This is a genomic window from Lentibacillus daqui (assembly GCF_027186265.1).
In the GTDB taxonomy this organism is placed as follows: Bacteria; Bacillota; Bacilli; order Bacillales; family Amphibacillaceae; genus Lentibacillus_C; species Lentibacillus_C daqui.
Map to the genome: position 1 here is coordinate 2,933,630 of NZ_CP114176.1, position 19,634 is coordinate 2,953,263.

The 19,634-nt window shown below is 39.7% G+C and carries 24 protein-coding genes; 10 read left to right on the forward strand and 14 right to left on the reverse strand.

The features are described 5' to 3' along the window. Window positions 1-23: 23 nt before the first annotated feature. Both O2S85_RS14820 and mutY read right to left on the reverse strand, forming a co-directional pair. Entirely contained in the window at window positions 24-251 is a 228-nt protein-coding gene (locus O2S85_RS14820) for a gamma-type small acid-soluble spore protein (protein ID WP_269410084.1), read from the reverse strand. A 123-nt stretch (window positions 252-374) separates the two neighbouring features. Continuing rightward, entirely contained in the window at window positions 375-1,442 is a 1,068-nt protein-coding gene (gene mutY / locus O2S85_RS14825; protein ID WP_439649462.1) for an A/G-specific adenine glycosylase, read from the reverse strand. A 167-nt stretch (window positions 1,443-1,609) separates the two neighbouring features. Here mutY and O2S85_RS14830 point away from each other — a divergent pair, with 167 nt between their 5' ends. Next, a complete protein-coding gene (locus tag O2S85_RS14830) occupies window positions 1,610-2,596 on the forward strand; it encodes a metal-dependent hydrolase (RefSeq protein WP_269410086.1) in 987 nt (328 codons plus the stop codon). A gap of 50 nt (window positions 2,597-2,646) precedes the next feature. Here O2S85_RS14830 and O2S85_RS14835 read toward each other — a convergent pair whose 3' ends face one another. The 3 genes from O2S85_RS14835 to O2S85_RS14845 all read right to left on the reverse strand — a co-directional run bounded on the left by O2S85_RS14835 (window position 2,647) and on the right by O2S85_RS14845 (window position 4,482). Then, window positions 2,647-2,979, reverse strand: coding sequence for a YfhH family protein (locus O2S85_RS14835; protein ID WP_269412599.1), 333 nt, complete (start codon window positions 2,977-2,979; stop codon window positions 2,647-2,649). A 171-nt stretch (window positions 2,980-3,150) separates the two neighbouring features. Continuing rightward, a complete protein-coding gene (locus tag O2S85_RS14840; RefSeq protein ID WP_269410087.1) occupies window positions 3,151-3,297 on the reverse strand; it encodes a hypothetical protein in 147 nt (48 codons plus the stop codon). Between the two features lie 159 nt (window positions 3,298-3,456). Beyond that, window positions 3,457-4,482 (reverse strand): NERD domain-containing protein, encoded by a 1,026-nt coding sequence (locus O2S85_RS14845; RefSeq protein WP_269410088.1) that lies wholly within the window; start codon window positions 4,480-4,482, stop codon window positions 3,457-3,459. A gap of 163 nt (window positions 4,483-4,645) precedes the next feature. Here O2S85_RS14845 and O2S85_RS14850 point away from each other — a divergent pair, with 163 nt between their 5' ends. Then, window positions 4,646-4,825 (forward strand): hypothetical protein, encoded by a 180-nt coding sequence (locus O2S85_RS14850; protein WP_269410089.1) that lies wholly within the window; start codon window positions 4,646-4,648, stop codon window positions 4,823-4,825. 182 nt (window positions 4,826-5,007) lie between these two features. Here O2S85_RS14850 and recX read toward each other — a convergent pair whose 3' ends face one another. Beyond that, entirely contained in the window at window positions 5,008-5,823 is an 816-nt protein-coding gene (recX, locus tag O2S85_RS14855; protein ID WP_269410090.1) for a recombination regulator RecX, read from the reverse strand. Window positions 5,824-5,976: 153 nt separating this feature from the next. Between recX and O2S85_RS14860 the strand changes: the two genes are divergently transcribed. Together O2S85_RS14860 and O2S85_RS14865 are read left to right on the forward strand one after the other, a co-directional pair. After that, the gene (locus tag O2S85_RS14860; RefSeq protein ID WP_269410091.1) at window positions 5,977-6,864 is read left to right on the forward strand and encodes a TIGR01777 family oxidoreductase; all 888 of its coding nucleotides are present in this window, start codon (window positions 5,977-5,979) and stop codon (window positions 6,862-6,864) included. Window positions 6,865-7,046: 182 nt separating this feature from the next. After that, entirely contained in the window at window positions 7,047-7,178 is a 132-nt protein-coding gene (locus O2S85_RS14865) for a YfhE family protein (RefSeq protein ID WP_269410092.1), read from the forward strand. Window positions 7,179-7,319: 141 nt separating this feature from the next. Here O2S85_RS14865 and O2S85_RS14870 read toward each other — a convergent pair whose 3' ends face one another. After that, window positions 7,320-7,667 carry a hypothetical protein gene (locus O2S85_RS14870; RefSeq protein ID WP_269410093.1) on the reverse strand — a complete coding sequence of 116 codons (348 nt, stop codon included), beginning with the start codon at window positions 7,665-7,667 and terminating at the stop codon, window positions 7,320-7,322. A 142-nt stretch (window positions 7,668-7,809) separates the two neighbouring features. Here O2S85_RS14870 and O2S85_RS14875 point away from each other — a divergent pair, with 142 nt between their 5' ends. Then, window positions 7,810-8,226 (forward strand): helix-turn-helix domain-containing protein, encoded by a 417-nt coding sequence (locus tag O2S85_RS14875; RefSeq protein WP_269410094.1) that lies wholly within the window; start codon window positions 7,810-7,812, stop codon window positions 8,224-8,226. Window positions 8,227-8,362: 136 nt separating this feature from the next. Here O2S85_RS14875 and O2S85_RS14880 read toward each other — a convergent pair whose 3' ends face one another. The 4 genes from O2S85_RS14880 to O2S85_RS14895 form a co-directional block, all read right to left on the reverse strand. Next, window positions 8,363-8,536 carry a hypothetical protein gene (locus tag O2S85_RS14880; RefSeq protein ID WP_269410095.1) on the reverse strand — a complete coding sequence of 58 codons (174 nt, stop codon included), beginning with the start codon at window positions 8,534-8,536 and terminating at the stop codon, window positions 8,363-8,365. Between the two features lie 174 nt (window positions 8,537-8,710). Beyond that, window positions 8,711-8,890 carry a type II toxin-antitoxin system antitoxin gene (locus tag O2S85_RS14885; RefSeq protein WP_269410096.1) on the reverse strand — a complete coding sequence of 60 codons (180 nt, stop codon included), beginning with the start codon at window positions 8,888-8,890 and terminating at the stop codon, window positions 8,711-8,713. A 19-nt stretch (window positions 8,891-8,909) separates the two neighbouring features. Continuing rightward, window positions 8,910-9,755 (reverse strand): SPFH domain-containing protein, encoded by an 846-nt coding sequence (locus O2S85_RS14890; RefSeq protein WP_269410097.1) that lies wholly within the window; start codon window positions 9,753-9,755, stop codon window positions 8,910-8,912. 95 nt (window positions 9,756-9,850) lie between these two features. Then, the gene (locus O2S85_RS14895; RefSeq protein WP_269410098.1) at window positions 9,851-10,729 is read right to left on the reverse strand and encodes a ComEC/Rec2 family competence protein; all 879 of its coding nucleotides are present in this window, start codon (window positions 10,727-10,729) and stop codon (window positions 9,851-9,853) included. Window positions 10,730-10,956: 227 nt separating this feature from the next. Between O2S85_RS14895 and O2S85_RS14900 the strand changes: the two genes are divergently transcribed. The 4 genes from O2S85_RS14900 to O2S85_RS18985 are packed head-to-tail and all read left to right on the forward strand — an operon-like array spanning window position 10,957 to window position 13,145. Continuing rightward, window positions 10,957-11,331 carry a GntR family transcriptional regulator gene (locus O2S85_RS14900; protein ID WP_269410099.1) on the forward strand — a complete coding sequence of 125 codons (375 nt, stop codon included), beginning with the start codon at window positions 10,957-10,959 and terminating at the stop codon, window positions 11,329-11,331. Between the two features lie 2 nt (window positions 11,332-11,333). Beyond that, window positions 11,334-12,209 carry an ABC transporter ATP-binding protein gene (locus O2S85_RS14905; protein ID WP_269410100.1) on the forward strand — a complete coding sequence of 292 codons (876 nt, stop codon included), beginning with the start codon at window positions 11,334-11,336 and terminating at the stop codon, window positions 12,207-12,209. Next, a complete protein-coding gene (locus tag O2S85_RS14910) occupies window positions 12,193-12,810 on the forward strand; it encodes an ABC-2 transporter permease (protein WP_269410101.1) in 618 nt (205 codons plus the stop codon). The genes O2S85_RS14905 and O2S85_RS14910 overlap by 17 nt, the downstream gene beginning before the upstream one ends. Then, window positions 12,810-13,145: a YfzA family protein gene (locus O2S85_RS18985; RefSeq protein WP_500796417.1), complete on the forward strand. Its 336-nt coding sequence runs from the start codon at window positions 12,810-12,812 to the stop codon at window positions 13,143-13,145. Before O2S85_RS14910 ends, O2S85_RS18985 begins: the two co-directional genes overlap by 1 nt. 76 nt (window positions 13,146-13,221) lie before the next feature. Here O2S85_RS18985 and O2S85_RS14915 read toward each other — a convergent pair whose 3' ends face one another. Then, window positions 13,222-15,354, reverse strand: coding sequence for an ATP-dependent Clp protease ATP-binding subunit (locus O2S85_RS14915; RefSeq protein ID WP_269412600.1), 2,133 nt, complete (start codon window positions 15,352-15,354; stop codon window positions 13,222-13,224). Window positions 15,355-15,729: 375 nt separating this feature from the next. Between O2S85_RS14915 and O2S85_RS14920 the strand changes: the two genes are divergently transcribed. Beyond that, on the forward strand, window positions 15,730-16,761 hold the full coding sequence (locus O2S85_RS14920; RefSeq protein WP_269410102.1) for an LCP family protein: 1,032 nt from the start codon (window positions 15,730-15,732) through the stop codon (window positions 16,759-16,761). 247 nt (window positions 16,762-17,008) lie between these two features. Here O2S85_RS14920 and mbcS read toward each other — a convergent pair whose 3' ends face one another. Both mbcS and pdaA read right to left on the reverse strand, forming a co-directional pair. Further along, complete coding sequence (mbcS, locus tag O2S85_RS14925) at window positions 17,009-18,589, reverse strand: acyl-CoA synthetase MbcS (protein WP_269410103.1); 1,581 nt, start codon at window positions 18,587-18,589, stop codon at window positions 17,009-17,011. A 231-nt stretch (window positions 18,590-18,820) separates the two neighbouring features. Further along, window positions 18,821-19,618: a delta-lactam-biosynthetic de-N-acetylase gene (gene pdaA, locus O2S85_RS14930; RefSeq protein ID WP_269410104.1), complete on the reverse strand. Its 798-nt coding sequence runs from the start codon at window positions 19,616-19,618 to the stop codon at window positions 18,821-18,823. Window positions 19,619-19,634: the final 16 nt, after the last annotated feature.

Genomic DNA, 19,634 nt, shown 5'->3' on the forward strand with positions numbered 1-19,634 from the left:
TTTGCAAAAATCGGGGTAGGTGGTTACTGCTTATTTTGTTGAGATTTTTGATTTTGTTTTCTTACTTTTTGTGCTTCTGTTTCAGATGCAAATTCAGTACCAAATTGAGATTGGCCTTGGCTCTGTCCTTGAGCAGCTTTATTGTTTTGCTGCTTCACTTTTTGAGCGTTTGTCTCAGATGCAAATTCAGTACCGAATTGACCTTGGGAAGCCTTTTGAACATTTGCACCCTGTTTGTTGTTCTTAGCCATCAATATCACCTCCGCACTACTTAACATGCTCCACATAGCGGAAGTTATCCAAACTAAATAATAGGTAAAATTTACCTCACAAATGACGCCTCGAAGTAAAGGATCCTTAATCAAATCCACCATTTACCCAATATATTTCAGCATCTTTTGATGGGAAACAGGAAATGGGTAGGCTGCCAAATCAGACTGGTTCACAAAGCGGATCCGATCATCAGCCGTCTCTGTCTGCTTTGTAGTAGCGTAATATATGTTTAATTGCCAAATTAAATGGGTAAAAATATGTTTGAGGGTCCCAGCTTCAGCACCCAGGTTGATCCGCAAACCATACTCGGCGAATAGCCAATTTGCTATATGATCCATTCCAATTTCATCGATTGGAACCATTGGAAACTGCCAAAGATTAGCTAATAAACCGTGATCGGAACGTTTTTCAATCACATATTGACCATGCTCATTTTTGATTAATAATGCAGCATAGGGAACCGTTTTTTGTTTTTTCCCTTTCGATTTAACCGGTAACTCTTCTTCCAATCCCTGTGCAAATGCCCGGCAATGCCGTTGTAGTGGGCAAAGCAGACATGCAGGTGATTTCGGCGTACAAACAAGCGCCCCCAATTCCATGATTCCTTGGTTAAACGACGACGGATCTTCTTTTGAAATAAGTGCTGCCGCCAGCTTTTCAAACCGTTTTTTTGTACTGGATTTGGCAATATCATCGTCAACAAGCAGCACGCGGGAAAGAACACGCATGACATTCCCGTCCACTGCAGGTTCTGGCTGATCAAACGCAATTGATAAAATGGCACCTTTTGTATAAGGGCCAACACCTTTTAATGCACCCAAATCTTCAGGCGTATCCGGTACTTCACCGCCGTAACTGGCAACCACTTCTTTAACAGCCGTTTGCAAGTTGCGGGCGCGGGAATAATAACCCAATCCTTCCCATGTCTTCAGTACGTCCTGCTCATCTGCTTCAGCCAATGCTTTTGGGGTTGGATATTTTTCAATAAATCGGTGAAAATAAGGGATAACCGTATCAACCTTTGTTTGTTGAAGCATAATTTCGGAAACCCATATTTTATAAGGATCCCGCACTTTTCGCCAGGGAAGATCACGCTTATTTTGTTTGTACCAAGCGATTAAATCCCGTTGAAATTCCAGAATGTCAAAATTCTGTAACCGTTTATCTATCAAAATATTTCACCCTTTATGATACAATAATAAGTAGTACTAACAGTAAACATCATCATGCACAAACTTTTTTCGGCATATAATTATTGCACCAATCGTATAAAATTTTGTGTTCAAAAGGTTTCCTTTTAACACAAAAGAAAAATTTATAAGGAGGAACTTGCTTCATGGACACTGGCACCCATATCGTCATGGGGATAGCGCTTGGCGGATTAGCAACACTTGATCCAGCCGTCCACAACGATCCTACACTATTTCACGCTATCTTAGTTGGAACAGTTGTAGGTTCCCATGCACCTGACTTTGATACAATCCTAAAAATGAAAGGCAATGACGCTTATATCCGAAACCACCGTGGAGCGACCCATTCCGTTCCTGCGATACTCATGTGGGGCGTGTTAATTGCCGGTTTGATCCACGCGTTTGTTCCACAGGTTAACTTTTTCCATTTATGGCTCTGGACGTTTGTAGCTGTGGTTATCCATGTGCTTGTCGATATTTTTAACGCATATGGAACCCAGGCATACCGGCCCTTTACCGATCGCTGGATCGCACATGGGTTCATCAATACATTCGACCCGTATATTTTTCTTTTGCATATCGCCGGAATTATCGCCTGGATACTCGGTGCTAATCCGGGCTATACATGGATCATCGTTTACACGGTTATCTTATTATATTACATTAAACGGTACCTTGATAAGCGGGAAATTGTAAAAAAAATACGTGATTACTTTCCGGATATCCAGTCAATCACCACGTCACCGACTATCAAGCAAAACACATGGCGTGTGGCGATTACAACAACGGATAAATTTTATGTCAGCCGTGTTGAAAATGGTCATATCCAAATTGTCGACAAATTTGATCGCGTTCCATTGCCAAATACGGAAATTATGAGGGTCGCGCAAAAGGATTCGAACGTTGCGGCGTTTTTGTCCTTTTCCCCGGTCTATCGTTGGGAAATTAATGACTTTGATGATTTTACCGAAGTGCGATTTATTGATCTTCGGTATCGCTCCAAAGGACATTACCCATTTATAGCCGTTGTGCACATTGATGATAATATGAAAATTATGAGTTCGTATACCGGTTGGATTTATTCGGAACAGAAGCTGCAGAATAAACTGTTGTTTGGAGATAATCCGGTGTAACGAAATCAGCAAAACACTAGGGATCGCACCCTCGCAAAGGGTGGCGATCCCTAGTTTACTTTTTCCCCCAATACCGAAATCGGAACTGCTTCTTCCTTTTCATATTGCTCGTTCAACAAATTCAACCGATGACCCCAAGCAAACACACCGTTAATATAATTTATTTTAAAAGTATGACCAGGATCACCAGCAATTTGATGAATATCATCCGGGTGAAAATCTTCCGGGTTCAACATATAAGCCATGGCAACTTGCATTTTCCGTTCATTGACGGCAACTTCGCTAATATTGCCAAGCTGTTCGGCTTTTTGCGCTTTCTCCTTAAGCCGGCCAACCTCCTGGCGTAACTGCTCAATCGAATAATCACTGTAACGATAGTCCAACATCATTGTCCCCTTTCCAGTAAGGCACTCTATAAAGACTAAAACCATGGTTACTATAATTAAAAAGCCTTAGTCCTTTGCAAGTTACCCACTACCTATCAGTTTACATTTTTCCACTAGTTTAAGACAATAAAAATGAATGGTTTATGTCGTCATATTTTTAAACAAGTGTTATGCGAGGATATTTGCTTGGCAGGAAAGGATATCGACTGAATGGCGTGTTGCATCAACCTGCAGCGTTCGTTTATCGACCGAGTGCCACTCTTTATCAACCGGGGAGTGCAGGATATCGACCAGATAGCGCTTTTTATCAACCATAATGTGCGCATATCGACCAGATAGCGTGCTATATCAACCACATAGCACATAATATCGACCAATGAGGCACGCATATCAACCGATAAATAGAGGATATCAACCATGTAAACATAAAAACATGGAGTCACCCCTGTCCTTAAGCATTGGAAATTTGATCAATCAAAAAATGTCCAATACAGACTGGAACTTACCAGGGAAATCTGAATCCTGTGGATACTCATCAACTTTTGGAGCATAGTAGATTCTTCCACTATTTTTCCCGGAATATTTCAAACCCATTGATTTTAGTAACCGATAAATAACTCTGGGGGAATCAATGCTTAGTAAACGTCGGCACTGGCTGTTTGTTATGGTGTCATGGTAGAGCAAAAAATAGTCTAAAATAACCCGCTCATGCAATTTTATTTCTGTTGCTGAGCATTTTTGGCATACCCATTTTCCATACGTCCGGGTTATTGCAGGTTGTCCACATTTAGGACATGAAATTCTGGTGTGAAGGTGTCTTTCCTGAATGTTAAACCGTTTAATTAAATCTGGATGAAGTGGTGCATTGGCATGTAAAATTAGGTTATTCAAGTTTTTAATTTGCTGGATTGATAAGGGATGAGCTGTATATTTTTCCGCTAGTTGATCCAAATGTAAATGCAAACTTTCCATTCGTATCAGTTTTCTATAAATAATGGGGGCGTTTTGCTTTATATTAATAATGGTGGAGGGGTTGCTACTAACCACTAATGTATCTAGTGGGATTGATATGTTAAATTGATGCAGCCAATCTTGTAAATGTCTTTTTTGTGTTTCGGCCTGTAGTATAGGATCTTGTAAAGCCATTCTTTTATCCCCATTAATTTGAACTAATTGATTCAATTTGCTATCGCATTCTATGATTCCAGCGATATTTTTTATTTCCAAGATACAGATGAATTTATCGCAAATAATTAACGTGTCTATTTGAAAATGAAAGTTGTGGATTTTTAGACGGATATCATGAATGACGTAGAAATTTTTCCGGGGGAACTGCATTAGGCTAAAGTCAACATCTTTTTCTCCTAAATACCCTGCATTAAAGCGGTTATAGCGTTCTAAGAGTTTTGGATTCTTCCTGTAACGTTCTTTCAAATTACGAAATAGCGCCTCATAACATAAAATAACATAAGGTTTTTTTCTGTGTTTAATAACTTTCAATGGATTGCTCCTTCCTACATTGGTTTATACGTTACAATTTCGACAAAAGATAAAAAATTCCTCTTTTTTAAGTGGAATTTTTTTGTGAGAATAATATATATGTAATTGTGATGGTAAAAATGTCGTGTAGCACTTGATGGCAGATGAATATCGGTAGAATTTGTTGAAATATCGACTGGATAGAACAGAACATCAACCGGAAAGGCCTGAATATCAACCTCATGTATATTACTATCAACCAAAAAGTGGTGTTATCGACCACTCACATGATGATATCAACCAGAAAGAAAGATATATCGACCCCCATCGCAGTTATTTCGACCGGTATCAACCGCTTGCATGATGTTATCGACCACTTACACGTCGGTTTCAACCGGAATGAAGGAAATATCGACCTTCTTCGCCTCTATTACGACCGGGAAAACCAGATATCAATCACCTGCACGCTTCTATCAACCACAAAAGCGTTGTTATTGACGCACATGCTAATTTCAACTTTCAACCGGAAGCATTTAAAGCTTCCGGTTACTCTCCCCCACTGTATTCATCCAAAAACCGATTAATCTGCTCGATGGCAAACCCTTTACGGAATAATGCCTCTTTCACCTTTTGATCCAGCATCTGACCGGATTGTTTTTTCCCGTATTTACGCATGACTTTTTCTCCATGATGGACAAGCGCTTCCCATTCGGCGTCATCATCTTTTTGTTCTGCCATTTCGTCAAGGACATCCTTGATAATTGGCTGGGTAAAACCTTTTTGCAGTAAATTTCCTTGTAGCTGCTGAAGTCGCTGTCGAAAAGAATGTTTGCTGGATTGATTCAGCTTTTTTTCCACGACTTTGCATGCCTTTTCATATTGTATTTCGTAGGTATAAGCTGTGACTGCCTGACCGGCAATATCTGCTGCCACCCCTTTTTCTTGTAACTCTTTTTGTACAAGTCTGGGACCTTTTGTTGTTGTATTGATTCTGGTTCGAACAAAAGACTCGGCAAATTGCTTATCATCAATCAATTTTTCTTGCTCAAGTCGGCTAAGAATCTTACTAATCTGCTCTTCATCCACTTCTTTTTTTAATAAAAAATCATGCATTTCCTTTTTTGTTCGCATTCGGTAGCTTAAATAATTAATCGCCAGGGTATATGATTTATGAAAGCTATCTTTTTTCAATAGGGTCGTAATCATTGCATCATCCAGTTCAAGTCCCTTTTTCAGATGATATTCAATCAGGACAGCTTCATCGACACTGAAACCATATTGTTCACCGTCCCCATTGTCAATGTAAATATTATAACGGCTGTTTTGTCTTTTTTGCGTCGTAATTCGTGTGATTTTCGTCAAATTAGCACCCCCATCTTTATCATACCAAAACGATGAACATATGTACTATGATTTAGCAAATAGCAATCCTGGTTATGGAATATACTATAAAGAAGATGCTGCATGTCAAGATTACCAACATAAACTGATCTTTACCTAAAAGGAGTGAAAACCTTGAATATCTTAATTACTGGAGGAACCGGTTTTGTTGGCCGTCATTTGACCCAATTATTAACAAAAGAAGGTCATCATGCCTATGTCCTCACCCGGTTTCCTGAAAAATATCACAATACAACAAACACTACCTATCTGCACTATCCGGAAACGCCCAAAGCTTTACCGATTATCCATGCTGTCGTGAATCTGGCCGGCGAGTCGCTGTTTGGCTATTGGACACCGAGGAAAAAAGAAGCCATTCGAAATAGTCGAATTTTAACTACACAGACTGTGATTGACCTTGTGCAACAAATGGACAAGAAGCCATCGGTATTTATCAGCGGTTCCGCAGTTGGTTATTATGGTATGTCTGATGATCAGATTTTCACCGAGCAAACAACGACTCCAGGAAATGATTTTTTAGCCCAAGTGGTTACCGATTGGGAAAAAACTGCCAGCCAGGCAAGTGAATTAGGAATCCGTACTGTATTTACCCGGTTTGGCGTGATCCTGGGAGAAAAAGGGGCACTTCCCTACATGAGTTTACCGGTAAGATTGTTCATCGGCGGGAAAACCGGCAGTGGAGAGCAATGGATTTCCTGGGTTCATATTGATGATGTCGTTCAGTTGATTCTGTTTTGTATACAAAATGAACATATTGACGGACCGGTTAATGTTACCGCACCAAAACCGAAACGGAATAAAGCGTTCATCCGCCTATTAGCCCGGGTGCTCCACCGGCCATATTGGCTCCCCACCCCCACCACACTGATTCACACCAGTCTTGGGCAAGTGAGTGAGCTAATCACCAAGGGACAATATGTACTCCCAAAAAAAGCGGAAACTTTTCAATATCCGTTTCGTTATCCGGATGTGGAAAGTGCATTGAAACAAATTTTAAAATAAATAAGTGAAAAAATAGTACGCTTGTTCAACTAAAAATCCATATGAAGCCTATTTACAATTAAGGATGAAGAAGTTTCCTGATTCGTATAATTTTTACCATCCCGGTAAACCTAGACATAGAAAAACGCGAGATGCTCGGCTTGCTGCTGGGGTTTCAAACCACACAAAAGTGAGGGATATCGATGGGTAAAAATAAAAAGGACGTTCATCAAGAGAAATTTTTAAACAAGACGCAGGAAGTATTGTACCAACGCGAGTTCAAGGGTGCAGATAAGGTGTATGAACAATTTTCACAAAAACGGAGCCGGAGCTAACATATCCGGCTTCGTTTTTGTTTATCACACACTAACGGGCTACACTTATCCACAACTTGTTAATCATGTTGGTAACTTATCAACAAACTGCTATATCGTCTTTCGGTTTGTTGATAAGTTTGTGGATAAGGTGAATTATATTTATTCTGCCATATCGACATAATATTTCGCCTTGTTTTCCTTCACAAAGGGCTTTTGCTTATATTCCAAAGCAATACGTTTATATAATATTTTTCTTGCTTCACTTTCTGCATCTTCCTTTCGCTTGCCAAATCCATACCCTGTCATGATATTTGTCAATTCAAACATTAATGCTGCTTGCCAGACGGCTGATTTATCGACATTCCAAAGGAAAATATACACCGTATGATCCCCTTCAACATGAATTTCCAGTTCTTCTTCCGTAAACATTACCCGCAACATGAAGCATTTTGTTAGACTTGTAATGGTTTGGTGATACAAAATCAGGCAGCTAACCAAGTAACTCATCCCCTTCACGTTCTGTTTAGGAATATTTTACTATATGTTCTATATCAGAACAATGAAAAGCATTTATTTTCGCTAATGTCTGATAGGATAAATTTAGTTAACATGTTTTTTATTTATTCTATCTAAACAGAGTGTGATGATCATGAACTTGGAGCAGATTTCCTATAACATCAAATTTTTGCGTAAACAACACAAGTGGACCCAAAACGACTTGGCAAAGCGACTATCAACTTCCCGCTCTGTGATCGCCAAATGGGAAAACAACGTGGTGATCCCGGATGTGTCTTCCCTTATTGAATTGAGCATGGTATTCGACGTATCCATTGACCAACTGGTTGGCAATTATTCCGTACGCGAAGATCTGTTGAGGGACTTCAAACGTGTCTACAGTTCCGATGCTGAATCCTTTGATGTCGAGGCGATGGAGATCGTTGAATATATCATGCAACATCCCGAGTTCAAAACAAACATTCACCGCTTAAAAGGACTTCCTTTAAAAAAACAACAATCCATTCAACGTTTATTTGGTAATTTAATTCAAGAATGTGAGCAATTATAGCAGCTATTCCATTCACATTAGAAGCGGATAGCTGCTTTATTCGCTCACACTCGGTTGATTCCTGCACCCTCAAGTTGATATCAACAGGTTCCCCGGTTGATTTCCGTTCAAGATTTAATTTTACGATGCTACAAGACTAACGTGCAGCATGAATGGTTATTTTCCTCAATAATAACCAACTGATCCCGTATAATACAATTGCAATCAACAGTATTTCATAGAAAAACACAATTGAAAATGATTGAGCAATAGCAATAATGAAGTCGATTAGAAAACCCTGCGCCAATCCGAATAACAAGATAACCACCATTAGGCCTAAACAATGCCGCTATACTTGTTGATGTCAATATAATTTTCAAAAAAAACTAAAAAGGCGTTACACTATGTATAGTGCAACGCCTTTTTATATGTCCGATAAGAACAAAAAAGTAATCCTTCATGTGCTTCTAACCAGGCGCTAAGGGATCACTTTTCCTAACCTGTACTAATCTTCCCCAATCTTCTTATCGTCCTTCTTCGGAAGCCTGCCAGCGCGCTTGGCCGCCTCTCTAAGCAAGAATTCCACATGGCTGTTGACGCTGCGAAATTCATCCTTTGCCCATCGTTGTAAAATATCGTATAGTGCCGGATCTATGCGTAACGGGAAATTCTTTTTCTTCGCCATCGAATCCCTCTTTTAAACCTTATTGATACAGTGATCCCGTATTGATGACCGGTTGAGATCCATTATCGGAAACAATCGAGACCAGCAAATTATTAATCATTGCTACCCGGCGTTCTTCATCCAAATCAACAATCCCTTGCTTCTCAATTTGCTTAATTGCGTCCTGTACCATACCAACCGCGCCTTCAACGATTTTCCAGCGAGCGGCAATAATGGCATCTGCTTGTTGTCGCTGTAGCATCGCCTGGGCAATCTCGGTCGAATAGGCCAAATGCGTCAATCGTGCCTCAATCACTTCCACGCCGGCAACTTTTAGACGATCCTGTAATTCGTCGGTTAACTCATTGGATACCTCTTCCGCATTTCCCCGCAGACTTAACTTCGTATTTTCAAATGTATCATACGGATATTTGGTTGCGACCGCGCGAATTGCAGTTTCACTTTGGATCTCAACAAACTGTTTATAATCATCGACATCGAACACCGCTTTTGCCGAATCAATTACTTTGAACACAATCACCGCAGCAATTTCGATCGGATTCCCATTGACATCATTGACTTTTAACAGCTTACTATTGAAATTTCGCACCCGTAATGAAATCGTTCTTCGTATGGAAAATGGTACCGTAACAACAATTCCTTCCCGTCGAATCGTCCCCATATATTTCCCAAGAAAAATTACGACCACTGACTGGTTAGGCTGTACCAATGTGACCCCGCTTCCCAATACAATGGCAACCACCAAACAAATCGCCCCAATAATAAACTGTGTTTGAATGAAACTAATAACAGTTCCAGCAATGAGGACTGCTATGATAATAATCCCCAAAAATCCATTCATTGACCATGCAGCTCGTTCCTTCATGGTGTCTCCTCCTTTGATATCATATTATGACTATATTAGTATGATATCATTTTTGTTTAAATTTGTAAATATATTTTACTGAAAATTTGTTAATTCTATCCCGCTTTTCCGGTTAATCCATCCATTGGTGATTTTTCCGTGAAAATAAAATATCCTTTCCCGTTTGTCACAATGGAAATGTCACCATAGACCGCGGTAGAATATATCATGGAATGGATTCGCTGCAAATTGCCGACAACCCGGTCGACTGGATGTCCATAATGATTCATTTTGCTATAGGTTAAGATAGCTACTTTCGGTTTGACCAAATTGAGAAATCGATACGATGTGCTTGTATTTGATCCGTGATGACCAACTTTATAAATGTCTGATTGAACATCTTTTTCTTGCTCCATCAATTGTTCTTCCTGCCCGCGCTCTGCATCTGCCATAAGCAAAAAGTCAACCTCGTTATAGCCGACTTTTAACACAATGGAGGATTGATTATTATTTTTATGTTCCTCATATGAATTCAACACACTGATATCCACTAATGGGTCAACATCCACCACGTCACCTTGCTTGGCAATGTTAACCGGAATTTTATGTTTGTGAATTTGATTAATATATCGTACATATGTCTTGGTTGAGTGCAATTTGCCCGAATCCAATGCTTTGTCAATCTTGAAGGATTTCATTACTGTTGGAAGTCCGCCAATATGATCGATATCCGGATGTGTGGCAATTAACAGATCAATTTTCTTGATGCCACGCGCTTTAAGAAATTCCACCACATCCTTCCCCGCTCTCGGGGGCCCGGCATCAATTAAAATGTTTTTCTTACCCGGGGTTTCAATAAGCGTACTGTCCCCTTGTCCTACGTCAATGAAATGGATCTTCATTTGCTTAGGCTGCGGTGTTTCGGCTGATATTGTAGTTGGGATAAAAAATAATTGCAGCAAGATAACGACTTGAAAAACTTGAAAAATCCGCATGATGATACATCCTTTTTATGAATTGATGTATCATAGTTTTTTCATGTTTGAAGCGTATTATGATAGAGAGTAGCTATTTTCTTGTTTAAAATTGCATTACAATGCTCTACATAACTGTGGCATCATTTTAATTTTTCAAGATAACCATAATTTTTTATTGTGTATAATGTATTTGTTGTATATAATGTATATATTACTTGGTGACTGTTACAAAAGGGAGGACAAAGATGCAAATTCTGATTTCCAATAGTTCCAAAGAATCCATTTATTATCAAATAAAAAGTCAGGTCAAAGAAAAAGTACTATCGGGCGAATTAAAAGAAGGAGATGCCCTTCCCTCAATGCGTCAGTTGGCAAAAGATCTGCATATAAGTGTCATTACGACCAAGCGTGCATATGAGGAGTTGGAGAAAGAAGGATTTATTTATTCAATCGTAGGAAAAGGTTCTTTTATCGCGGAACAAAATGAAGATGTCGTGAAAGAAAAGAAATTGGCAACCATTGAGGAGAAGTTATTAGAAGTCATTGCAGGCAGCAAAGAGATAGGGTTGTCACTAAAAGAAATCAAGGAATGGTTAACCATTTTGTATGAGGAGAGATAAAGATGGAGCATGCTATCGAATTACGGAATGTACATAAATCATTCAAAAGCTTTGGTATCAAAGATTTGTCATTGCAAGTAAAAAAGGGATTCGTGACAGGTTTTATCGGTGCCAATGGAGCCGGCAAGTCGACTGTTATCAAAATGATCATGAATTTGCTTCATCCTGACTCTGGTGAAATCCGTGTGTTGGGTATGAACTACAAACAAAACGAAAAATCCATTAAAGAAAGAATCGGATTTGTTTTTAACGATGATATGTTATACAAAGAATTGACATTACGTGATATGAAAAAAATGATCGCTCCTTGTTACCGGAGATGGGACGATCCTTTGTTTTACCAATATTGTGAGCGATTTGAACTTCCACTCAGACAAAATATGAAATCTTTTTCAGATGGAATGAAAGTGAAAGCCGCTCTCGCATTTGCATTGTCGCATCAAGCAGACCTTCTTATTATGGATGAGCCGGCCGCGAACCTCGATCCGATTTTTCGCAGAGAATTGATGGAGCTTTTGCATGACGTCATGCTGAATGAGGAAAAAACTATTTTTTTATCGACCCATATTATGAGCGATTTATCTTCCCTTGCCGACTATATCACTTTTATTGATCAGGGAGAGCTCGTCTTTTCAAAAGGATTGCCCGAAATAGAAGCGGAATATGCAATCGTTCGTGGCGAAGTGGAATTGCTTGATCAGGATACCGAGCAATATTTTCTATCCATTAAACGGACGGATAGCGGATTTGAAGCTTTAAGCGCTAATTTTGAGGCGGTCGATGAATTATTTGGTTATGAAGCAATCATTGAAAGAGCAAGTTTGGAAGAGATTATGTATTATTCCCGGGGAGGTAAAGCGGATGCTTCAGTTAATTAAAAAAGATTTAGCCATTCATAAATTTTTATGGATCATATATTTTGCAATGCTCATCTTTTTTATAGCCTTTGATAAAGATGCCATATTCATTATCACCTTAATCAGCGCCTATTTAATGATGGACGCATTTTATGCTGATGAGCAAGCGAATGGGCATAGATTATGGAATGCTTTGCCATTTACCCGTAGTGAGGTTGTCAGTTCCAGGTACGCTGGTTTACTAGTTATAACGTTCATCTGCTCAAGTGCAGTCATGGTGCTTGAGCTAATTTTTAAAGCCGGCTGGAATATGTCACTTTGGAAAGAAGTGGTCGGTAGTGTGGTCTTGATGATGTTTTTAGGAGCATTATGCTTTCCTGTTTTCTATTGGATTTCAAAGCAAAAAGTTATTTTCACATTGCTTATATTGTACGTTCTCCTTCACATAGCGGGCTCGTATGCATTCTACTATCTGTATCTGTACCTGTTAGATACGCGTATTGTTCCTCAAGTATTAAGTAATGGGCAGTTGTTTGGCTCCGGTTTCGTGATAGCTATATGTTTGTATCTGCTGTCTTGGAGGCTTTCCATAACAATTTACAAGAGAAGGGAGATTATATAATGGTCGATGATTTATGTTGTAAGACAGAAACTGTGTCAGGAAAAAAACCTTCCAAATGGCGTTTTACTTGGTTGATGAATCTACTCTTGTTTGCATTTTTTCAAATCGTTTTTATTTTATTTGATGGCTCTAAAATTTGGATCATCTTGGGTTTAAACAAAAAAGGTGAGTGGGTCGTTTCAAAATTACATATGCTTTTTGACAAGTTTCCAATGTATCATACCGAACAATTAAACTATTTCACATTCGTCTGGATAATGATTTTGATATTACACGGCATCGTATGTACGTTCGAGAAATTATCGCAGAAATTTAATAATGCGAGAAATCAGTAAACCCTTGTTTAATAAACTGTATGTAACAAAAAATCCTGCCCCGATGTTTGGGACAGGATTAACAGTAGGTTATTCATTATGCTTGTTGAACCGTAATGGCATCATCCACTACATCAACATTTACTTTTTTCACATCTTGATTTTCCAGTAACAGATCGGTTAATTGGTCTTCTACTTTATCCTGGATGACTCGGCGTAATGGTCGTGCACCGAAACGACGGTCATAACCAAGCTTGACTAGCGCTTTTTTAGCGGCATCTGTTACAGCAATATCGATTTTATTTTCTTCCATGTTTTGTGTTACATCGTTCAGCATTAAATCAACAATCTCAAGTAAATTGTCTTCGGTTAATTCATTAAACGTAATGATCGAGTCAAAACGGTTTAAGAACTCCGGTTTGAAGTATGCACTTAAGTTTTCCAATGTGGTTACTGCTTCATGCTCATTCCGGTTAAAGCCGACATTGATTTGTTTGTCACCTGTACCGGCATTACTTGTCATGATAATCACAGTATCCTTGAAACTTACTGTACGACCATGGGAGTCGGTTAAATGTCCGTCCTCCATGATTTGCAGGAACATGTTTTGTACGTCTGGATGTGCCTTTTCGATTTCATCAAGCAAGAGAATCGAATATGGATTACGACGCACACGCTCGGTCAATTGTCCTGCTTCTTCGTGACCTACATAGCCTGGAGGTGAACCGATGATTTTCGACACGGCATGTTTTTCCATATACTCACTCATGTCGAGACGAATCAACGCATCGCGCGAACCAAACAATTCTTCAGCCAGTGCTTTGGTTAGTTCTGTTTTACCGACACCAGTTGGACCAACAAACAGGAATGATCCGATTGGACGATATTTTGATTTCAGTCCGGCACGGCTCCGGCGAATCGCTTTGGCAACTTTGTCTACTGCATGTTCTTGTCCAATTACCTTTTTACCAAGATTTTCGGCAAGATATTTCATTTGTTCTTGTTCATCTTTTTGCAGCTTGGTAACTGGAATACCTGTTTTTTCTTCAATGATTAATTGGACATCTTCCAGACCAACATCAGTTACTTGTGCTTCATCTTTTGCTTTTTCCAGTTGTTTTTGCAATTGAATTTCTTGATATCTTAGATGTGCAGCACGTTCATAGTCTTCTTTTTCAGCGGCTTGTTCTTTTTCCTGTGTCACTTCTTTAAGTTTTTGTTCAATAGAATCTGAGTCTTTTTCCGCATTGGACAGGTTTAAACGTGAACCAACTTCATCCATTAAGTCGATCGCTTTGTCTGGCAAGAAACGATCTTGGATATATCGTTGTGATAGTGTAACGAACGAACGGATAATATCATCTGAATAACGGACTTCATGGAATTTTTCGTAGCGGTCTTTGATACCTTTTAAAATTTCTACCGCCTCTTCCACACTTGGTTCTTTGACAATGATTGGTTGGAAACGACGTTCAAGTGCTGCGTCTTTTTCGATTTTACGATATTCTTTCAAAGTTGTTGCACCGATTAATTGCAGTTCACCACGGGCAAGTGCTGGTTTTAAAATGTTACCGGCATCCATCTGTGATCCTTCTGCAGTTCCGGCGCCAACTAACAAGTGAATTTCATCGACAAACAGAATAACGTCTGGTCGTTCCTGAACTTCTTGAACCAATTGTTTCATCCGTTCTTCAAATTGACCGCGAATTCCTGTATTGGCAACCATGGAGGCTACATCAAGTAAATAGATTTCTTTGTTCATTAGTTTGGTTGGTACATTACCTTCTGCAATTCTCACGGCTAGGCCTTCCGCAATTGCGGTTTTACCAACACCAGGTTCGCCAATTAAAACCGGGTTGTTTTTATTACGACGGTTTAACGTTTCAATGACCCGTTTCACCTCATTATCACGGCCAATGACTTTATCAACCAAACCAGCACGAGCAGCTTGTGACACGTTCTTGCCTAATTGGTCGAGCAATCCATTGCCACCATTGCCTTGAGCTGTCTGGGTTCTTGCACCCGCCTGGCTTTGACCGTTTCCTTGGAAGAAGTTCTGACCAAATGCGTCTTGGCCACCAAATCCGGAGAAAAAGCCGGATGGATTCATCATTTTTCCTTGTATTTCTTCAAAACATTGTTGACAAACATGCATTTGTACTTTTTCATTGTTTATCTGCATTGATACATTAATATTTGCTGGACGAATACCACAGTTTTGACATTTCATCATGCCATTCCTCCTTGTGATTTCTTATATGACTAGGTATTTATCCGCCTAGCCAAGATCAATTTTGACTTTGACTATCTTTGACCTTGTAACTACATTATACTCTGACCTTCTTTGACTTTCAAGGGGTTTGATTAATTTTTTGGGCTTTTTTATAAATCTATAAACCCTTGATAATAATGGGTTTATTTCTCTTTTCATTATACGTTATTCCCGTTTAACCTGATCGTTACACATCGATGAAACATCAAAATTCAGTTCAAAAGGTCAAAAGGGTCAAGATTTTGCATTGTTAAGTTTTACGTTTTTACATATAATAAGGATTAACGACTTTCTACATATTATATAAGTACAGATCGATTGGGGTGATATATTTTGGATGAGTCACGTACACAACGACATGAGCGAAAGAAAAATGGAAAATGGAAAAAACGAATCATATGGACCCTTCTCATTCTATTTATTATTGTTGTCGGTGCGGGAAGTTATCTATTTTATCAGGCGTATCAAGCGGCAAAAGGTTCCTATAAGGATTTAAACCGGCCCGGGGAACGATCAGCCCTCCGCCAAGAGGATGTCGCAATCGGCAAAGACCCCATTTCGATTATGCTTATAGGGTTGGAAAATTACGCGACCAAAGGCGAACATGGCCGGGCGGATACGCAAATGATCATCACCCTTAATCCGCACACCGACAAAATGACCATCACATCGATACCACGCGATACACAAGTGGAATTACCTGCTGAAGGTGCCGGACAATATGCTGGCATTCACAAAATCAATGCTGCTTATACGTATGCCTCCATCACTGGGTATGATCCAAATAAATTCACGGTAGAAACAGCGGAACGATTGCTTGATATTCCGATTGATGAATATGTAACAGTCGATTTTGACGGTTTTCGTGATATCGTCGATGCCCTTGGCGGGGTGACTATTAATATAAAAAAAGGTTTTTGGGAAAAAAATATTTATAATCATGATAAACGCATCTATTTCAAACCAGGTCCAGCCAAACTAAATGGCGAAGAAGCTTTAGCCTTTGTTCGTATGCGGAAACGAGCGGTCAATAGTGAATATCCGCGTGAAGAACGACAGCGACAATTTATCCAAGCGACTGTTAAACAAGCAATTTCGGTAGGGACCATCTTTAAAATTGGCGAGATTTCTGATATTCTCGGCAAGGATGTGGAAACAAGCTTGTCACCAGGGGAAATCTATGCCTTGGAAAAAGCATATTCATCGATTGATGCTTCGGGAATTGAAACGATTTCGATTGATGGATCTGATCAAATGATTGGCGGTGCTTCCTATTTCATTCCGACCGATCAGGGATTGGCTGATGTTAGCAGGAGGTTGAAACAGGAATTGGAATTGCCGGTGGATAATGAAACAACGCAATAGTAATGCGAAAATCCCAAACATGGTGGAAAGAACCATGTTTGGGATTTATATATATCGAATAAATATGAATGGAAGTTATTTTTGTTTGTGTTATCCCAGCTTTGGCGGATTTTGTCCCGACTTTCGGGTGCGCTCTCCTGTCCTCAGCAGGTTTCCTCCCGTCTTCCAGGTAACCTCTCGCGAATTAAGTAACTTTCCTAGCGGGGGCCCTCTCCTAATTCAATCGTTTTGAGGTATGCCCCTTCTTTTAATTGATTTTTGCTTTTTCCTTATTCCGCAATTCCACCCGGCGGATTTTACCTGATGTGGTTTTCGGCAATTCCTGAACGAATTCAATCGCCCGTGGATATTTATATGGGGCGGTCTGCTCTTTGACAAAATCTTGCAATTGTTTTACCAGATCAGGATTATTTGCATCAACCCCATCTTTCAAAACAACAAATGCCTTGACTATGTTTCCTCGTATTGGATGGGGGCTTGCCACAACGGCACACTCCTGAACATCAGCATGTTTAACCAAAGCATCTTCCACTTCAAACGGCCCAATGGTGTAGCCGGAACTCACAATAATATCATCACTGCGGCCTTCAAACCAAAAATAACCATCATCATCTTTCTTTGCTTGATCTCCTGTTACATAATATTCTCCCCGATGCGACTTTTTGGTTCGCTCTTCATCCTTATAATATTCACGGAACAATGCCGGACAGTCATTTTTTACAGCAATATCGCCGACTACCCCAGGGGCAACCGGTTGACCTTCATCATCAATAATCTCGACATCATTTCCCGGCGTTGGTTTTCCCATGGAGCCTGGTTTCACCTTCATTCCCTCCATGAAACCCAATAACAATGTGTTTTCCGTCTGACCGTATCCATCTCTTACGGTTATATTAAAATACTTGCGGAATGTATCAATAACTTCCCGATTGAGCGGTTCACCGGCAGACACAGCACTACGAAGCTTCGAGAGCTGGTATGCCTCCAGGTTGTCCGCTTTTGCCATAATCCGGTATTCGGTTGGAGTACAGCATAAAACGTTAATCTCCTGATCCTGCAACAGATTTAAATAGGTTTTGGCATCAAATTTTCCATGATAGACAAAGCCCGTTGCACCAGAGCCGAGCACCGATAAAAACGGACTCCAGATCCATTTTTGCCAGCCTGGACCCGCCGTTGCCCAGACCTTGTCGCCTTCTCTGATACAGAGCCAATTTTCCGCTGCAGTTTTCAAATGGGCATATCCCCAACCATGGGTATGTACGACACCTTTTGGGTTGGCGGTTGTTCCCGAAGTATATGGCAAAAAAGCAATATCGTCCCTGGTTGTGTCGGCGATTTCCAACTGATCAGAGGCTTCATCTTTGAGACGATCAAGATAGAGCCATCCTTCAACCGGTTCCCCGACAACAAACCGTTTTAGCTGGTCATATTCATGAATTCCCTCATATTGCTCAACAAACGGAAAGTAACTAACAACCGCACGTACCTCACCATGTGTAATTCGGTATTGCAAATCTTTTGTTTTTAACATTTCCGAACTTGGAATAATAATAATTCCCGTTTTTAATGCTGCCAAATAGACTTCATAAGCGGCGATCAATCGTGGAATCATGACTAATACTTTATCCCCTTTTTTCAAACCGTTATCAAGGAATACGTTGCCAATCCGATTCGCATTTTGCATTAATTGCGCATATGTTTTGCGTTCATAATTTCCTTGATCATCCTGCCAAATTAATGCCTCACGATCTGATACTTTGGCATAGCGTTCCATTTCCATTACAATATTATAATTTTTTGGAGCAATGAGATCTTCCCTGTTCATTCTTAGTACCAACTCCTAATATAAAGTATAAATTTATTATAACAAACGTTGCGAAAATTTGATACAGGAAATTTGTTTGGCATGAAAGAGATCTGATTGATGCTTCTGCCTAATGTGTTGATATGCGCGCTTTGTTCTGGTCGATTAATAATGTATATCGTATAAAATGCAACCAAATATTTTAGGGCGAGAGAATATTCTCTCGCCCTAAAAAACTGCCGTACCTGTATTTTATAATCCGTAAATTGCTTTTGGCAGGTTATTTTTAAGCACTAAATCGTTTAGGCTTTTTAATTGGTATCCCTGTTTTCTTAATTCCTTAATGATTTTGGATAGCGATTGGGCATTATCAGATGATACGGTGTGCAGCAAGATAATTGCCCCTGGGTGAATCTGTTTCATGACCTGATTATAGGAATAATCGCCGCCTTTTTGTGATTTGGTATTCCAGTCTGCAAAAGCAAGCGACCAGAAAATATGAACATACCCCAAATCATTGGCCCATTTTAAGGATTGTTCATTAAATACCCCTTTTGGCGGCCGCATAAAGGTCATCTGTTTTTGATCGGTAATTTTGGCTACCTTTGCTTCTAGTTCCTCAAGCTCTTTTTTCATTTCTGCTTTTGTCAGTGTCGTTAAATCGGGATGATGATAGGAATGGTTACCTACAGTATGTCCTTCATTCACCATTCGTTTGACAAGTTCTGGTTCGCTGTCCACATAATGCCCGGTCACAAAAAACGTTGCCGGTACTTTTTCTGCTTTTAATACATCCAGAATATCATCAGTATAGCCCTGTTCATAACCATTATCAAAGGTTAAATATACAACCTTGTCACCAGATTCATCGGCATAATAGGCGCCATATTGATGTAATATGTCGCGATAATGGCCGATTTCCGGAATTTTATGTTCATCATTCTTTTTATATCCCCAACCAAAGCTACCGGCATGAACGGTTGTGTTTGCCTGCAACATGGTAGTTGCAAATAATATCAGGGATAATATTGTCATTATAAATTTTCGCATAACAACCCACCTGTTT

Bases quoted from the DNA above. Each gene is read 5' to 3' on its own strand.
- O2S85_RS14890 (WP_269410097.1), bottom strand. From the start codon at position 9,755: ATGAAGGAACGAGCTGCATGGTCAATGAATGGATTTTTGGGGATTATT.
- O2S85_RS14915 (WP_269412600.1), bottom strand. From the start codon at position 15,354: ATGAAATGTCAAAACTGTGGTATTCGTCCAGCAAATATTAATGTATCA.
- O2S85_RS18985 (WP_500796417.1), top strand. From the start codon at position 12,810: ATGGTCGATGATTTATGTTGTAAGACAGAAACTGTGTCAGGAAAAAAA.
- O2S85_RS14905 (WP_269410100.1), top strand. From the start codon at position 11,334: ATGGAGCATGCTATCGAATTACGGAATGTACATAAATCATTCAAAAGC.
- O2S85_RS14875 (WP_269410094.1), top strand. From the start codon at position 7,810: ATGAACTTGGAGCAGATTTCCTATAACATCAAATTTTTGCGTAAACAA.
- O2S85_RS14840 (WP_269410087.1), bottom strand. From the start codon at position 3,297: ATGGTTGATAAAAAGCGCTATCTGGTCGATATCCTGCACTCCCCGGTT.
- O2S85_RS14865 (WP_269410092.1), top strand. From the start codon at position 7,047: ATGGGTAAAAATAAAAAGGACGTTCATCAAGAGAAATTTTTAAACAAG.
- O2S85_RS14900 (WP_269410099.1), top strand. From the start codon at position 10,957: ATGCAAATTCTGATTTCCAATAGTTCCAAAGAATCCATTTATTATCAA.
- O2S85_RS14820 (WP_269410084.1), bottom strand. From the start codon at position 251: ATGGCTAAGAACAACAAACAGGGTGCAAATGTTCAAAAGGCTTCCCAA.
- pdaA (WP_269410104.1), bottom strand. From the start codon at position 19,618: ATGCGAAAATTTATAATGACAATATTATCCCTGATATTATTTGCAACT.
- O2S85_RS14895 (WP_269410098.1), bottom strand. From the start codon at position 10,729: ATGCGGATTTTTCAAGTTTTTCAAGTCGTTATCTTGCTGCAATTATTT.
- O2S85_RS14830 (WP_269410086.1), top strand. From the start codon at position 1,610: ATGGACACTGGCACCCATATCGTCATGGGGATAGCGCTTGGCGGATTA.
- mbcS (WP_269410103.1), bottom strand. From the start codon at position 18,589: ATGAACAGGGAAGATCTCATTGCTCCAAAAAATTATAATATTGTAATG.
- O2S85_RS14880 (WP_269410095.1), bottom strand. From the start codon at position 8,536: ATGGTGGTTATCTTGTTATTCGGATTGGCGCAGGGTTTTCTAATCGAC.
- O2S85_RS14885 (WP_269410096.1), bottom strand. From the start codon at position 8,890: ATGGCGAAGAAAAAGAATTTCCCGTTACGCATAGATCCGGCACTATAC.
- O2S85_RS14870 (WP_269410093.1), bottom strand. From the start codon at position 7,667: ATGAGTTACTTGGTTAGCTGCCTGATTTTGTATCACCAAACCATTACA.
- O2S85_RS14910 (WP_269410101.1), top strand. From the start codon at position 12,193: ATGCTTCAGTTAATTAAAAAAGATTTAGCCATTCATAAATTTTTATGG.